13 protein-coding genes and 1 riboswitch are annotated in these 15,006 nt (G+C 62.5%); of the genes, 8 read left to right on the top strand and 5 right to left on the bottom strand.

Annotation, left to right across the window (positions count from 1 at the left end):
- The first annotated feature begins 102 nt into the window (after nucleotides 1–102).
- The 5 genes from leuA to AB5Y48_RS04170 are packed head-to-tail and all read left to right on the top strand — an operon-like array spanning nucleotide 103 to nucleotide 5,775.
- The gene (leuA, locus tag AB5Y48_RS04190) at nucleotides 103–1,665 is read left to right on the top strand and encodes a 2-isopropylmalate synthase (protein WP_368163813.1); all 1,563 of its coding nucleotides are present in this window, start codon (nucleotides 103–105) and stop codon (nucleotides 1,663–1,665) included.
- A gap of 2 nt (nucleotides 1,666–1,667) precedes the next feature.
- Nucleotides 1,668–2,753, top strand: a complete 1,086-nt coding sequence (gene leuB, locus AB5Y48_RS04185; protein WP_368163812.1) for a 3-isopropylmalate dehydrogenase — start codon at nucleotides 1,668–1,670, stop codon at nucleotides 2,751–2,753.
- Nucleotides 2,754–2,783: 30 nt separating this feature from the next.
- Nucleotides 2,784–4,181, top strand: coding sequence for a 3-isopropylmalate dehydratase large subunit (gene leuC, locus AB5Y48_RS04180; RefSeq protein ID WP_050667180.1), 1,398 nt, complete (start codon nucleotides 2,784–2,786; stop codon nucleotides 4,179–4,181).
- 10 nt (nucleotides 4,182–4,191) lie between these two features.
- Nucleotides 4,192–4,791: a 3-isopropylmalate dehydratase small subunit gene (leuD, locus tag AB5Y48_RS04175; protein WP_050667181.1), complete on the top strand. Its 600-nt coding sequence runs from the start codon at nucleotides 4,192–4,194 to the stop codon at nucleotides 4,789–4,791.
- Between the two features lie 48 nt (nucleotides 4,792–4,839).
- Nucleotides 4,840–5,775 (top strand): transglutaminase domain-containing protein, encoded by a 936-nt coding sequence (locus AB5Y48_RS04170; RefSeq protein ID WP_368163811.1) that lies wholly within the window; start codon nucleotides 4,840–4,842, stop codon nucleotides 5,773–5,775.
- Here the strand turns inward: AB5Y48_RS04170 and AB5Y48_RS04165 are convergent.
- A complete protein-coding gene (locus AB5Y48_RS04165; RefSeq protein WP_050667183.1) occupies nucleotides 5,739–6,029 on the bottom strand; it encodes a PilZ domain-containing protein in 291 nt (96 codons plus the stop codon). The two genes, AB5Y48_RS04170 and AB5Y48_RS04165, sit on opposite strands and share 37 nt — an antisense overlap.
- Nucleotides 6,030–6,085: 56 nt before the next feature.
- A riboswitch (TPP riboswitch) is annotated at nucleotides 6,086–6,176 on the top strand.
- A 58-nt stretch (nucleotides 6,177–6,234) separates the two neighbouring features.
- On the opposite strand from AB5Y48_RS04165, the gene thiB reads away from it, so the two are divergent.
- The 3 genes from thiB to thiQ are packed head-to-tail and all read left to right on the top strand — an operon-like array spanning nucleotide 6,235 to nucleotide 9,480.
- On the top strand, nucleotides 6,235–7,197 hold the full coding sequence (gene thiB, locus AB5Y48_RS04160) for a thiamine ABC transporter substrate binding subunit (protein WP_082178017.1): 963 nt from the start codon (nucleotides 6,235–6,237) through the stop codon (nucleotides 7,195–7,197).
- Nucleotides 7,197–8,792, top strand: a complete 1,596-nt coding sequence (thiP, locus tag AB5Y48_RS04155) for a thiamine/thiamine pyrophosphate ABC transporter permease (protein ID WP_368163852.1) — start codon at nucleotides 7,197–7,199, stop codon at nucleotides 8,790–8,792. Before thiB ends, thiP begins: the two co-directional genes overlap by 1 nt.
- The gene (gene thiQ, locus AB5Y48_RS04150) at nucleotides 8,779–9,480 is read left to right on the top strand and encodes a thiamine ABC transporter ATP-binding protein (RefSeq protein ID WP_050667186.1); all 702 of its coding nucleotides are present in this window, start codon (nucleotides 8,779–8,781) and stop codon (nucleotides 9,478–9,480) included. The genes thiP and thiQ overlap by 14 nt, the downstream gene beginning before the upstream one ends.
- 51 nt (nucleotides 9,481–9,531) lie before the next feature.
- Here the strand turns inward: thiQ and AB5Y48_RS04145 are convergent, their stop codons facing one another.
- From AB5Y48_RS04145 to AB5Y48_RS04130, 4 genes are all read right to left on the bottom strand, one after another.
- Nucleotides 9,532–10,902, bottom strand: coding sequence for a PhoH family protein (locus AB5Y48_RS04145; RefSeq protein WP_368163810.1), 1,371 nt, complete (start codon nucleotides 10,900–10,902; stop codon nucleotides 9,532–9,534).
- A gap of 147 nt (nucleotides 10,903–11,049) precedes the next feature.
- Nucleotides 11,050–11,676 (bottom strand): NrdJb, encoded by a 627-nt coding sequence (locus tag AB5Y48_RS04140; protein ID WP_368163809.1) that lies wholly within the window; start codon nucleotides 11,674–11,676, stop codon nucleotides 11,050–11,052.
- Between the two features lie 10 nt (nucleotides 11,677–11,686).
- Complete coding sequence (locus AB5Y48_RS04135; protein ID WP_368163808.1) at nucleotides 11,687–13,771, bottom strand: adenosylcobalamin-dependent ribonucleoside-diphosphate reductase; 2,085 nt, start codon at nucleotides 13,769–13,771, stop codon at nucleotides 11,687–11,689.
- A 171-nt stretch (nucleotides 13,772–13,942) separates the two neighbouring features.
- A complete protein-coding gene (locus AB5Y48_RS04130; RefSeq protein ID WP_050667190.1) occupies nucleotides 13,943–14,386 on the bottom strand; it encodes a pullulanase in 444 nt (147 codons plus the stop codon).
- Nucleotides 14,387–15,006 lie beyond the last annotated feature (620 nt).

Here is a 15,006-nt window from a genome sequence, read left to right as displayed (position 1 = left end):
GGCCGCAGGCATAACCGGAATTTACAAAAACCCGTGCGTCCCGCACGGGTTTTTTTATCGCCGCAGCAGGACGCACACACCACACAGGAAGAGGTAAGCGACATGTCTAATCGGGTCATCATCTTCGACACCACACTGCGTGACGGTGAGCAGGCCCTGGCGGCCAGCCTGACGGTCAAGGAGAAGCTGCAAATCGCCCAAGCCCTGGAGCGTCTCGGCGTCGACGTGATGGAGGTGGGCTTCCCCGTCTCCTCCCCCGGTGACTTCCAGTCGGTGCAGACCATTGCCCGCCACATCAAGAACAGCCGGGTGTGCGCCCTGGCCCGCGCCCTGCCCAAAGACATCGACGCCGCCGGTGAGGCGCTGCGGGTGGCCGAGGCCTTCCGCATCCACACCTTCATCTCCACCTCCTCCATCCATGTGGAGAGCAAGCTCAAGAAACGCTTCGAAGATGTGCTGGAGATGGGCGTCGGCGCCATCAAGCATGCCCTGCGCTACACCGACGACGTGGAGTTCTCCTGCGAAGACGCCGGCCGCACCCCGATTGACAACCTCTGCCGTATGGTCGAGGCCGCCATCAAGGCCGGCGCCCGCACCATCAACATTCCCGACACCGTCGGCTACACGGTACCGACCGAGTTTTCCGGCATCATCCAGACCCTGTTCAACCGGGTGCCCAACATCGACCAGGCCATCATCTCGGTCCACTGCCACGACGATCTGGGCCTCTCGGTGGCCAACTCCATCGGCGCCGTGCAGATGGGGGCCCGTCAGATCGAGTGCACCATCAACGGTATCGGCGAACGCGCCGGTAACTGTTCACTGGAAGAGGTGGCGATGATCCTCAAGACCCGCGCCGACATCCTGGGCCTCGAGACCGGTCTTCGTCACAACGAGATCCATCGCACCAGCACGCTGGTCAGCCAGCTGTGCAACATGCCGGTGCAACCCAACAAGGCGATCGTCGGGGCCAACGCCTTCTCCCACAGCTCCGGCATTCACCAGGACGGCGTGCTCAAGGCGAAAAATACCTATGAAATCATCACCCCCGAGAGCATTGGCCTGACCCAGAACAACCTCAACATGACCTCTCGCTCCGGCCGTCATGTCATCAAACACCGCATGGAGCAGATGGGGTACGACGAGAGCAGCTACAGCCTCGACGATCTCTATGCCAAGTTCCTCACCCTGGCCGACAAGAAGGGGCAGGTGTTCGATTACGACCTGGAGGCGCTCGCCTTCTTCAGCCAGATCCATGAAGAGCCCGAGCACTTCAAGCTGGAGTATCTGGGGGTGCAGAGTGGCAGCTCCGTGCTGGCCACCGCCTCGGTCAAGCTCAAGGTAGGTGACGAGGTCATCAGCGAGGCCGCCACCGGCAACGGCCCGGTCGACGCCGTCTACCAGTGCATCAACCGCATCATCGGCTATGAGATCCGCATCGACAAGTACGCCCTCAAGGCCAAGGGGGAGGGGGAAGATGCCCTCGGCCAGGTCGACATCGTCGCCGAGTACAAGGGGCGCAAATTCCACGGCATGGGCCTGGCTACCGACATCATAGAGTCGTCGGCACACGCCCTGCTTCACGTCATCAACAGCATCTGGCGCGCCGATCAGGTGGCCGAACAGATGGAACGCAACAACAAGATCAAGACGGAGACTGTGTAAACATGACGAGCTATCGGATCGCGGTATTACCGGGGGACGGCATTGGCCCCGAGGTGATGGCCGAAGCCATCAAGGTGCTGGCGAAGGTACAGGCCAAATTTGACTTCAGCCTGGAGTACAGCTGGCACGACGTGGGCGGCATCGCCATCGACAACCACGGCACCCCGTTGCCCCACGGCACCATCGCCGGCTGCGAGGCGGCCGAGGCCGTGCTGTTTGGCTCGGTGGGTGGCCCCAAGTGGGAGCATCTGCCCCCCAACGATCAGCCGGAGCGCGGCGCCCTGTTGCCCCTGCGCGCCCACTTCAAACTCTTCTCCAACCTGCGTCCGGCCCGTCTCTACACCGGCCTCGAGCACTTCTCGCCCCTGCGCGCCGACATCTCGGATCGCGGCTTTGACATCCTCTGCGTGCGCGAGTTGACCGGCGGCATCTACTTCGGTCAGCCCAAAGGCCGCGAGGGAGAAGGCACCACCGAGAAAGCCTTCGACACCGAGGTTTATCACCGTTTCGAGATCGAGCGTATCGCCCGCCTCGCCTTCAACACCGCCCGCGGCCGCCGTGGCAAGGTGACCTCCATCGACAAGGCCAACGTGCTGGCCTCCTCCGTGCTGTGGCGCGAGGTGGTCAACCAGGTGGCCAGGGAGTTCCCGGATGTGGCGGTGAGCCACATGTATATCGACAACGCCGCCATGCAGCTCATCAAGGATCCGGCCCAGTTTGACGTACTGCTCTGCTCCAACCTGTTTGGCGACATCCTCTCTGACGAGTGCGCCATGATCACCGGCTCCATGGGGCTGCTCCCCTCCGCCAGCATGAGCGAGTCGGGCTTCGGCCTCTACGAGCCGGCCGGTGGCTCGGCGCCGGACATCGCCGGCAAGGGCATCGCCAACCCTATCGCCCAGATCCTCTCTGCCGCCCTCTTGCTGCGCCACAGCCTGGGGCAGCACGAAGCGGCCGACGCCATCGAGCAGGCGGTCGCCCAGACCCTGGCCGAGGGCTGGTTTACCGGTGATCTGCACAGCGAGGGGGCCCGCCACCCGGTGCAGAGCACGGCCGAGATGGGCAGCCAGATCGCCGCCCGCATCTGAGCGAAGCGCACATAACAAGGACACAGAGCAATGGCCAAAACCCTTTACCAGAAAGTCTTCGACGCCCACGTAGTGCGCGAGGTGGACGGCGAAACCCCCCTCATCTACATCGACCGCCATCTGGTGCACGAGGTAACCAGCCCACAGGCCTTCGACGGTCTGCGCGCCATGAATCGCCGGCTGCGTCGCCCGGATCTGACCTGGGCCACCATGGACCACAACGTCTCCACCACCACCAAGGACATCGCCGCCTCCGGTGAGATGGCACGCATCCAGATGGAGACCCTGGCCACCAACTGCAAGGAGTTCGGGGTTCGCCTCTACGATCTCAACCATCAGTACCAGGGCATAGTCCATGTGATGGGGCCCGAGCTCGGCATCACCCTGCCCGGCACCACCATCGTCTGTGGTGATTCCCACACCGCCACCCACGGCGCCTTCGGGGCCCTGGCCTTTGGCATCGGCACCTCCGAGGTGGAGCACGTGATGGCCACCCAGACCCTGAAGCAGGGGCGCGCCAGGACCATGCGCATCACGGTGCGCGGCAAACTGGCCGAGGGGATCAGCGCCAAGGACGTGGTGCTCGCCATCATAGGCAAAGTCGGCCACGCCGGTGGCACCGGCTATGTGGTGGAGTTCGCCGGTGAGGCCATCGAGGGGCTCACCATGGAAGGGCGCATGACGGTGTGCAATATGGCCATCGAGCTCGGCGCCAAGGCGGGCATGATAGCCCCCGACCAGACCACCATCGACTACATTCGCGGCAAGGTGTTCGCCCCCCAGGGCGAGGCACTGGAGCAGGCCATCGCCGACTGGCAGAACCTCAAGAGCGACGAAGGTGCCCACTTCGATGCCGAGGTAGTGCTCGACGCCGCCGACATCGCGCCGCAGGTGACCTGGGGCACCAATCCGGGCCAGGTGATCGACGTCAACACCCCGATCCCTTCCCCCGAGAGCTTTGACGATCTCATCGAGCAGCAGTCCGCCCGCAAGGCGCTCGAATACATGGGGCTGAGCGCCGGTCAGAAGCTCACCGACGTGGCCATCGACAAGGTGTTCATCGGCTCATGCACCAACAGCCGCATCGAGGATCTGCGCGCCGCCGCCGCCATCGCCCAGGGGCGCAGGGTCGCCGCCGGCGTGCAGGCGCTGGTGGTGCCGGGCTCCGAACAGGTGAAGGCCCAGGCCGAGGCCGAGGGGCTCCACAAGATCTTCATCGAAGCCGGTTTCGAGTGGCGTCTGCCGGGGTGTTCCATGTGCCTGGCCATGAACAACGACCGCCTGCAACCGGGGGAGCGCTGCGCCTCCACCAGCAACCGCAACTTCGAAGGGCGTCAGGGACGTGCCGGCCGCACCCATCTGGTGAGCCCGGCCATGGCCGCCGCCGCCGCCGTGACCGGTCACTTCACCGATATCCGCACCCTGTAAGGAGAGAGCGATGACAGGATTTACCCAACACACCGGGCTCGCCGCACCGCTCGACAGCGCCAATGTGGATACCGACGCCATCATCCCCAAGCAGTTTCTGCAGAAGGTGAATCGCATCGGCTTTGGCAAGCACCTGTTCCACGACTGGCGCTTCCTCGATGATGCCGGGCAGCAGCCCAACCCCGAGTTCGTACTGAACCAGCCCCGTTTTGAGGGTGCCAGCATACTGTTGGCTCGCGAGAACTTCGGCTGCGGCTCGAGCCGTGAGCATGCCCCCTGGGCGCTGGCGGATTATGGCTTCAAGGCGATGATTGCCCCGAGCTTTGCCGATATCTTCTACGGCAACGCCATCAACAATGGCATGGTGCCGGTACGTCTGAAGGAGGAAGAGGTAGACGCCCTGTTCCAGCTGGTCGCCGCCCACCCGGGCCAGACCATCACGGTGGATCTGGAGGCCTGCCAGGTGCGCGCCGGGAATCTCTGCTTTGACTTCGAGATTGACCCCTTCCGCCGTCACTGCCTGCTCAACGGACTGGACAGCATCGGCCTGACCCTGCAGCACGACGACGCCATCAAGGCGTACGAGGCCAGGCAGCCGGCCTGGCTCTGAGAGCGGCCGACACACTAGAATGGGAGCGTTTGCTCCCATTTTTTATGGATGACTATGCGCCTGCTCCCCCTGATCTGCCTCCTGCCCCTGCTGGTGACGGCCAAACAGCTCTCCTTCACCCACCAGGGTGAAGAGGTGCGGGTGCGCTGGGAGCAAGGCAAGGAGGCAAAGAGCCTGAGCTACCAGCTGGCCCCGGGCAAGATCCCCCCTCTCATCGCCTTTCCTCCCGAGCGGTTTCGCCGGGAGATACTGCAAGGGCTGCTGCAGCAGGGGCAGAGCCAGTTTCCCACCGTCGCGTTCCGGCTGGGGCGGGATGGGGAGCTCAACCTGTCGGCCCGCCGTCAGGAGAGCGTCAACCAGGCGATGGAGTGGCTCAACAAGCGCCGCCCCGAACTCGAGCAGGCCTGGCTCAGTCGTTACTACTTTCAGACCTTCACCGATCCGGCCGGTGCCGAGGCGGTCAAGCAGGATCATGTGCGCATCGCCATGGAGAGCCGGGAAGAGCTGGCCCCCCTCGCGAGTCAACTCAAGCAGGAGGGGGGAGACGAGATGGCCGCCAGACGCAAGAGTGCCGAGGCGGTGCTCGCCTTCGTCCAGGCCATCCCCTATGCCCTGCTCGACAACAGTGGCGTGCGCGGTGGCCGCGGCTTCTTGAGCCCGCGCCAGGTGTTGCTGCAAAATCGGGGGGACTGTGACAGCAAGGTGACGTTGATGGCGGCCCTGCTCGGACAGATCCATCCAGAGATGAGACAGTTGATGATCTTTACGCCGGATCACGCCCTGCTGGGCCTGGCCCTGCCGGCGAGTGCCGGGGAGCAGAAGCTGGAGTGGGAGGGAGAGAATTATCTCTTGATGGAACCGACGGGCCCGGCCGAGCTGCCCATCGGGCAGTTGGCGCGGACCAGCCAGGTGATGGTAGAGAGCGGGCAGTTTCGTGCCCAGCCGGTTCAGGCGACGGTGAGAAACTCCACCGCCAGTCGATAACCCCCCTCCTCATCCGTGATGCGGATGATACGCGCCTCCGCTGCGAAGGGAGGCAGCAGATTGCTGGAGGTCGCGAGGTTGATCCTGATGGGCTCGTCCGGATTAATCTGATCCGTCTCGATAAAGATCCCCATGCCGTTGGCGCTGAGATCCCGGCAGATGCCGGTCAGGTGTTGCGCCCCCTGATGCAAGGACACTGGCGCATTGATCACCATGCGCTGAAAGGCCCTTCTCTCCCTGCTCGAATCGATCACGCTCACTCCTCCATTTGTTCTGGCTCACCCCATCAAACGTTAATACAATGTGCCGCGTCGCTCAAACGGGGTGCAGTCACCTGCTGAGATTATACCCGTCGACCTGATCCAGATAATGCTGGCGGAGGAATTTGAGGCACGGCGCTCACTTTGCGCCCCCATCCGTCGGCTCCTGACAAGGAGTTTCCCCATGATTCGTTCTGCCCTGGCCACCCTGGCCCTGATCTCGAGCCCGCTCATGGCCGAGACCCTGACCGTCTATACCTACGATTCCTTCACCGCCGACTGGGGACCGGGTCCCAAGATCAAGCAGGCCTTCGAGAAGGAGTGCGGCTGTACCCTCAACTTTGTGGCGCTGGAAGACGGAGTCGCCATCCTCAACCGGCTGCGTCTGGAAGGGAAACACGGCAAGGCAGACCTGGTGCTGGGACTCGACGATGGGCTCATCGGCGAGGCTCGCCAGAGTGGCCTGTTTGCACCTCACCAGACCGATCTCGCCCCGCTGACCCTGCCGGGCGGCTGGCAGGATGACACCTTCCTCCCCTACGACTACGGCTGGTTTGCCTTCGTCTATGACGGCAGCAAGCTCAAGAACCCGCCAACCAGCATGAAGGCCCTGCTCGAGCGCGATGATCTCAAGGTGATCTACCAGGATCCGCGCACCTCCACTCCGGGCCAGGGATTGATGCTGTGGATGAAGTCCCTCTATGGGGATGAGGCCGCCAGCCAGTGGCAGAAGCTGGCCGCCAAGACGGTCACCGTCACCAAGGGATGGTCCGAAGCCTATGGCATGTTCCTCAAGGGAGAGGCGGACATGGTGCTCTCTTACACCAGCTCCCCGGCCTATCACCGCATCGCCGAGAACCAGCAGCAATACCACGCGGCCATGTTCGACGAGGGGCACTACCGCCAGGTCGAAGTGGTGGCCCGGCTCACCGGCAGCCAACATCCTGAACTGGCCCAGCGTTTCCTCAACTTCGTGCTGACGCCGGCCTTTCAGGAGGCAGTGGCCACCGGCAACTGGATGTACCCGGTGACCCAGGCCACTCTGCCAGGGCCCTTCGCTACCCTGCCTACCCCGGCCAAAACCCTCAGCATAGCCCCGGCCAGGGTGGCCGAAGAGCGCAAGGGGTGGATCCGTGAGTGGCTGCAGGCCGTCACCCGCTGATGCGTTCGCTCTGGTGGCTGCCGGGGAGCCTCTCCGGCAGTCTGATCCTGCTGCTTGGCTTGGCCCCTCTCGGGGCCCTCTTGTGGCAGGCGGGGGAACTGACCCCCCTGGCGCTGTTGCAAGACCCCTATCTGCGCCATGTGCTGATCTTCAGCCTGAGTCAGGCCGCCCTCTCCACCGTGCTCAGCCTGGGGCTGGCCATTCCCCTGGCCCGCGCCCTGTCGCGCCGCCACTTTCCGGGGCGACGCCTGCTCATCAAGCTGTTCGGCCTCTCCCTGGTGCTGCCGGTCATCATCGCCATCTTCGGCATCGTCACGGTGCACGGCCAGCAAGGCTGGGTCGCCTGGCTGCTGCGGCACGCCGGCATCGAGGTGGGCAACTACCTCTACGGCCTCACCGGCATACTGCTGGCTCACGTCTTCTTCAACATGCCCCTGGCGGCGCGTCTGCTGCTGCAGGCCATCGAGGGGATCCCCGACTCGAGCTGGCGACTGGCCAGCCAGCTGGGACTGAACTCGGGTCAGCTGTTTCGGGTGCTGGAGTGGCCCGTGATACGCAGTCACCTGCCGGGGCTTGCCAGCCTCATCTTCATGCTCTGCTTCACCAGCTTCACGACCGTGCTGGCCCTGGGGGGTGGCCCCAAGTCGACCACCCTGGAGGTAGCCATCTATCAGGCCCTGCGCCTCGACTTCGATCTGGCCACGGCGGGCTCCCTGGCCCTGCTACAACTGATCCTGAGCGGCCTCATCCTGTGGGGTCAGCACAAGCTGCAACGCTCGACCCCCAGCCGGATCGCACCGGACCGCCGGGCCGAGCGCCCGGATCGACACCACTGGCAGACCCGGCTCTGGGACGCCCTGATCCTCACCCTGGCCATCGGGATCTTTTTGCCCCCCTTGCTCGCCATCACAGGCGCCGGATTGACCCCTGATCTGCTGACGGCGCTCGCCAGCGAGCGCCTCTGGCAGGCGACAGCTCTCTCCCTGCAGATCGCCTTGCTGGCCGGCCTGCTGGCGCTGCTGTTAGGGGGAGGCCTGCTACTCACCAGCCGCCACCTGAGGCTGCGTCGTCGGGAACGGCGCCATGCCGCCCTGTGGGAGGCGAGCGGTTCGCTGATTCTGATGCTGCCGGCCGTGGTGATGAGTACAGGTCTCTTCATCCTCTTCATGCCCTGGGTCGATGTCTTCGCCATTGCGCCCTGGCTGGTGATCCTGGTCAATGCCCTGATGGCACTCCCCTACGTGATCCGCACCCTGTCCGGCCCCATGCAGCTGGTAGCCCGCCAGTACGATCGCCTGGGCGACAGCCTGGGCGTGCTCGGCTGGCAGCGCCTGCGACTCATCGAGTGGCCCCTGCTGCGCCGCCCGCTGGCTCTGGCCCTGGCCTTGGCCATGACCCTCTCCCTCGGGGATCTCGGCGCCATCGCCCTGTTTGGCAGCAGTGAGCTGGCGACCCTGCCCTGGCTGCTCTATCAGCAGCTCGGCAGCTATCAGCTGGGGCCGGCCGCCGCCACGGCCCTGCTGCTGCTGCTCCTGTGCCTGGCCCTGTTTGTGCTGACCGAGCGTATGCTTGGAGGTAAAGATGCTCATTCTTGACAACCTGACGGCTCGCTACCCGGACTGGAGCGTCACCTTCTCCACCCGGATCGAGTGCGGGGAGATAGTCGCCCTGACAGGGCGCAGCGGCGCCGGCAAGTCGACCCTGCTCGGCATGCTGGCGGGCTTTGTGCCCGTCACCGCCGGACGGCTCACCTTCTCCGGCCGCGACCTCTTGCCCCTGACACCGGCCGAACGTCCCCTCACCACCCTGTTTCAGGATCACAACCTGTTCTTGCACCTGACGGTGCACGACAACATCGCCATCGGCCTGCACCCGGGTCTGCGACTGAGTCATGAGCAGCGAGAGCAGGTCACCCGGGCCGCCGCACGGGTGGGGCTGGAATCCATGCTGGATCGCCTGCCCGAGCAGCTCTCCGGTGGCCAGCAGCAACGGGTCGCCCTGGCCCGCGCCCTGGTGCGAGATCGCCCCCTGCTGCTGCTCGACGAGCCCTTCTCGGCGCTGGACCCGGCCCTGCGCCGGGAGATGCTGGATGAGGTGACCCTGCTGGCGCGCAGCCGCGCCACGACCGTGTTGATGGTCACTCACCACCCGGAAGATGCTGCGCTCATCGCCGACCGGCTACTCTTCGTCGATGAGGGGCGCATCGCCTTCGACGGTACGCCACAAGCCCTGGCCAATCCCCCCCTGCCGGCCCTGGCCGCCTATCTGGGCAAACGCCCATAGAGAAAGGGGAGCCCGGGCTCCCCTTCTCGCTTACCGCCAGCTGGCAGCGGTTTACAGGTTCTCTTCGGCGAAGGAGGCGAGGCGACTTCGCACCACGCCGTTGAGATAGACGTTGGCACTCCCCTCGAAGTCCTTGAATCGCTCCACTATGTAGGTGAGACCCGAGGTGACCGGACTGAGGTAGCTCGAGTCGATCTGCGCCAGGTTGCCCGAGCAGACGATCTTGGTCCCCTCGCCACAACGGGTGATGATGGTCTTGATCTGGGAGGCGGTCAGGTTCTGGCACTCGTCCAGTAGCACGAAGGTGTTCTGGATGCTGCGCCCACGCATGAAGTTGACCGATTTGAACTGGATATTGGCCTTCTCCATGATGTAACTGAGCGACCCGCTCATGTTCTCGTCCTGCTTGTGCAGCACCTCCAGGGTATCCGTGATGGCCGCCAGCCAGGGCATCATCTTCTCTTCCTCGGTGCCGGGCAGGAAGCCGATGCTCTCGGCAATTTCCGGGGTATTACGGGTGACGATGATCTTGTCGTAGATCCCCTTCTCGATGACCAGCTCGAGGGCTGCCGCCATCGCCAGCAGGGTCTTGCCGCAGCCGGCAGGCCCGGTCAGGATCACCAGATCGATATGGGGATCGAGCAGGGCGTCGAGGGCCATGCCCTGATAGACGTTCTTGGGGTGCACTCCCCACGCCTTGCGCGACATCAGGCGATCACGGCTGATATCCCGCAGACGAACCTTGCCCCCCTCATGGCTCAATACCCGGGCCGCGAAGAATTGCTCCTCATCGATGAGATACTGATTCACATGCACCGGTTCGAGCAGCCCCTCGTCGATGACGTGTACCGTCTCTCGGCCATGGGTCTCGCTGTCGCACTCTCCGACCCGCTCCCAGAAGCTGCCGGGCACTTCCTGAAAGCCCTTGGCCAGCAGGTGGATATCATCGATCAACTGGTCGCTGCGATAGTCCTCCACATGAGCCAGGCCCGCCCCCTTGGCCTTGAGGCGCATGTTGATGTCCTTGGTCACCAACACCACCTGGCGCTTGTGCTCATGTTTTTGCAGGTAGAGAGCCGCATTGATGATGCGGTTGTCTGCCTCCTTGTTGGTGAAGAGCTCCTCATCCTGCGGCAGATGGTGATCGCTGAAGATAGAGATACACCCCGTCGCCTCTCCCGCCAGTGCCACCCCTTGGGCGATCTGCTCGGGCGTGGCACTGCGGAATACATCCTCCAGCGCCCGGATGGCGACCCGGGCATCCCGGCTGACATCCTTGTGGCGATCCTTGATGTTGTCGAGCTCTTCGAGCACCGTCATGGGGATGAGCACGTCGTGCTCTTTGAAGGAGTAGATAGAGAGGGGTTCGTGCAAGAGTACGTTGGTGTCCAGGATAAACAGCTTCCGGTCGGTGTTATCCATAAGCATCCTCCTTGGCCAAGAGGCCATGCGGTATAGTCCAGATGACATTCAAACCACACCGGCATGACACTTCTATTACCCTTCACGCTACGCCCGATTTAACCAGGGCGCAACATGCCAACGTTCAAGCGTTCAATTAATACCCATTCAGCCACACTTGGAGTCGCCGCAATTGAGGCAGGTCGTGCAGCCATCCTGCAGAACGACGGCCCTGTAGTGGCACTTGGGGCAGAGGCTGGCCGAGGCGGGAAAGCCAGTACTTTCATCATAGTTTTCAGCTAGATATGCCTTCTTAGCCGAGTCCATCTCGGGAGCCGCCAGCATACCGATCTCGATCAGATGGGTTTCGATCACATTGCCAATACCGGCGATCAGGGAGGGAACGTAGCGCCCGTGATCCCAGTATCCCCCCTTGGGATCGAAGACACTGCGCAGCTCTTCAACCAGAAAAGTCACATCACCCCCCTTGCGAAAAACCGCCGAGATGATGCGGGTGAGAGCCACGATCCACTGATGATGCTCGAGGCTCTTGGTGTTGATGAAGATCTCGAAGGGGCGCCTGACCTCATGCTCGCTCCCTTCGTTGAGCACCATGTCGTTGATGGTGATAAAGAGGGAGTGCTCGCAGACATGTTGCGGGGTCTTGAGCTTGTAGGTGGTGCCCGTCAGGCGTTCGGGACGCACCACCGTCTCGTGCATCTGGATCGGTGGCGCCTCACCCTCTGGAGCTACCAGCCGATAGGCCACTATCTTGCTGTCGATCTTTCTTGCCATCCAGCCCCCCTTAAAGCTTGCCGTAATAGCCCTCCTTGAGGGCATCAAACAGGTTGGCCGCCGTATGCAGCTCACCGTCGTACTCGATCTCCTCGTTACCCTGGGCGGTGACCCGCGAGCCATCCTCCAGAGTGAATTCATAACGGGTCGCGGCAAGATCCTTCTCGCGCACCAAGACGCCCTGAAAGGCCTCTGGATTGAATCGGAAGGTGGTACACCCCTTGAGCCCGGCCCCCACCGCATCGAGATAGATCGCCTTGAAGGCATCGAAGGGGTAATCCGTCGGCACATTGGCCGTCTTGGAGATGGAGGAGTCGACCCAGCGCTGGGCGGCAGCCTGCATCCCTATATGCTGAGCCGGCGTTACCTGCTCAGCCGTCACAAACCAGTCGGGCAGACCTGATTCGGGTGTGGCATTCGAATCGACCAGAACACGGTAAGCCATGAGCTCAAAGGAGTAGACGTCGACGCTCTCCTTGCTCTTGCGCCCGGGCCGGATCAGGTTGCGCCGGTAGTGATGGGCGAAACTCGGCTCTATGCCATTGCTGGCGTTGTTGGCAAGGGACAGGGAGATGGTGCCCGTCGGCGCTATGCTACTGTGGTGGGTAAAACGCCCTCCCACCCTCGCCAGTTCATCGACGAGTTCGGGCTCCACACTGGCCAGCTGCTGCATGTAGCGGCTGTAGCAGGCGTGCAGCACCTTTCCCTTCACCCTGTCCCCCACCTTGAACCCATCGCCGGCCATCTCGGGACGCAGCCGTAACATCGCGGCCGTCACCTCAAACTCCTCCTCCATCACGGGAGCCGGCCCCTTCTCTTTGGCCAGGACCAACGCCGTCTTCCATCCGGTGACGGCCAGTACCCGGGCCATTCGCTCGGTAAAGGCGATGGCATCGGAAGAACCATAAGCCAGCCGCAGCAGCGCCAGGGCCGACCCCAGACCGAGGAACCCCATGCCATGGCGCCGCTTGCGCCTAAGCTCTTCGCGCTGCTCGTGCAGCGGCAAACCGCTAATCTCCACCACGTTATCGAGCATACGGGTAAATAGTTCGACCACGCGGGTAAAACGCGCCCAGTCGAAGCTGGCTTGACCCCCAAGTGGATCCAGCACGAAGCCGGTGAGGTTGATAGAGCCCAACAGGCAGGCCCCGTAGGGAGGGAGAGGCTGCTCTCCACACGGGTTGGTCGCCCGAATGGACTCACAGAACCAGTTGTTGTTCATCTCATTGACCCGATCGATCAGGATGAAGCCCGGCTCTCCATAGTCATAGGTGGAGGTCATGATGAGATCCCACAGGCGGCGGGCAGGCAGGGTCCGGTAGATTCGGCAAGCCACCTCCCCCTGTTCGTTACGGATCCCCTCCCCCGTTGGCCAGTCGGTCCACACCACCCGAGTGCTATCACCCAAAGCCACCCCCTCGCTCTTGAGCTGAGACTCAGACCAGGGGAAGATCAGCGCCCACTCTCGCTCCTCACGAACCGCATCGATAAAAGCCCCGGTGATCAACAAGGAGAGGTTGAACTGGCGCAGGCGCCCATCCTCACGCTTGGCCCGGATGAAATCGAGCACATCGGGATGGCGCACATCCATCACTCCCATCTGGGCTCCACGTCGACCACCTGCCGAGGAGATGGTCGAGCACATCTTGTCGAAGATATCCATAAACGAGAGGGGGCCCGAGGTCGCGGCACCGGCACCCGCAACGGGGGCGCCCTTGGGCCTCAGGGTCGAGAAATCATAACCGATGCCGCAGCCAGCCTTGAGCGTAAGGCCGGCTTCCCGCACCTTGGTCAGGATGTCATCCATCGAGTCGGCAATGGTGCCGGAGACGGTACAGTTGATGGTCGACGTAGCGGGCTTATAGACCAGCGCATCGGCATTGGAGAGGATCCGCCCTGCGGGTATGGCCCCTTGCCGCAGCGCCCAGAGAAACTCGGGATACCAGCGCTCACTCTCCTTCTCCTGGCTCGCCAGAGAGCGGGCCACCCGCTTCAGGGTATCGTCCGGGGTCTCGTCGAGTGGCGAACCGCTACCATCGTGCAGACAATATTTGCTGCGCCAGATCTCGAGAGAGGTGGGCTGTAGTGGTAGCATCAGCGGGTCATTATCGGTTCGAAACCGGGTTGTCATACACGCCTCAACACTATATGCTGTGCCAACAATAAAAACATAACACAAAATGATGGAGTATCCGGGGTATGCATCACATCCATAAAAACAAACCCCCGACACCAGGGCCGGGGGCTTTCAAGTCATCTGCCGCGCTTAGGGCTTCTTGACGTAGACGGTGGGCTGCTCACCATTGAGGTCGAGATAGAACTCGTAGACGCCGTCGGCATCAGGAGAGAACTTCATATCCTCATACTTGGAGCAGGGGTTGGCAGGCACCGGGGCCCCACCCAGGGTCGCGACGCCATCGCTCGGGCTGGCATAACCGTAGTTGGTACCACAGCTCCAGTTGGCATCGGCAAACTTGAACTTATAGGGCGCCCACTCCTTTTTCAGGGTTCCCTTGGCCATGTAGATCTTGTCACTCACCTTGACGATCTTGCTCTCATCCAGAGCCTGCCAGTCATTCATCTCCCCACGCAGGAAGACTGCCTTGCCACCAAAGTCACCCGCATCAGCAGCCTGATCACCATTAGATGCGCAGCCGCCCAATACCAGGGTTCCCGCCGCCAGTATCATCGTTACTGTTTTTTTGAACATCTGTCCTTTCCTCGGATCCTAATTGTTGTTCCTGCCGCCCATATAGCGGTCATGCTATTTAAGCAGAGCCACGTAGAAGAGAAGGTTAGCGGGGTCACACTCCCTCAACCTCATTACGGCAGAACAAAAAAGAAACCGATTTCAAGGTACAGCCATCACCAATGAAGCCCGTAGAGCCGGTGATCGAGAACAGAGTAAACTAGGAAAATAGGGGCGGTTCGGTGTGAGTGACTGTGCGCCAGCGGCTGATGCAGAGGGTACAGCCCGAGCGCCTTCAACCGTCCGGCGACGCCATATAGCTAACTGCACCAATGCAAAAAGGCCTTCCCGTTTGGGAAGGCCTTCGAAATGAGTGGCGGAGCGGCAGCCGCGCCAGCGGCTGAAGTGGAGGGCGCAGCCCGACCTCCTTCAGCAGTCCGGCTCAAGCACAAGGGACAACAGACAGGGACCGAGTTGCCAGCAGCAAGTCGCAGCCCAGTCTGTTGTCCCTTGTTTCCTTATTCCTGTCCGCATACGCCAGAAAGTAAAAAGGCCTTCCCGTTTGGGAAGGCCTTCAAATTTAGTGGCGGAGCGGACGGGACTCGAACCCGCGACCCCCGGCGTGACAGGCCGGTATTCTA

Origin of the sequence: Aeromonas sp. R6-2, from assembly GCF_040908155.1 — a bacterium.
Taxonomy (GTDB): domain Bacteria; phylum Pseudomonadota; class Gammaproteobacteria; order Enterobacterales; family Aeromonadaceae; genus Aeromonas; species Aeromonas schubertii.
Note: the sequence above shows the minus strand (reverse complement) of the source record. Positions and strands in the feature narration are given on the sequence as shown.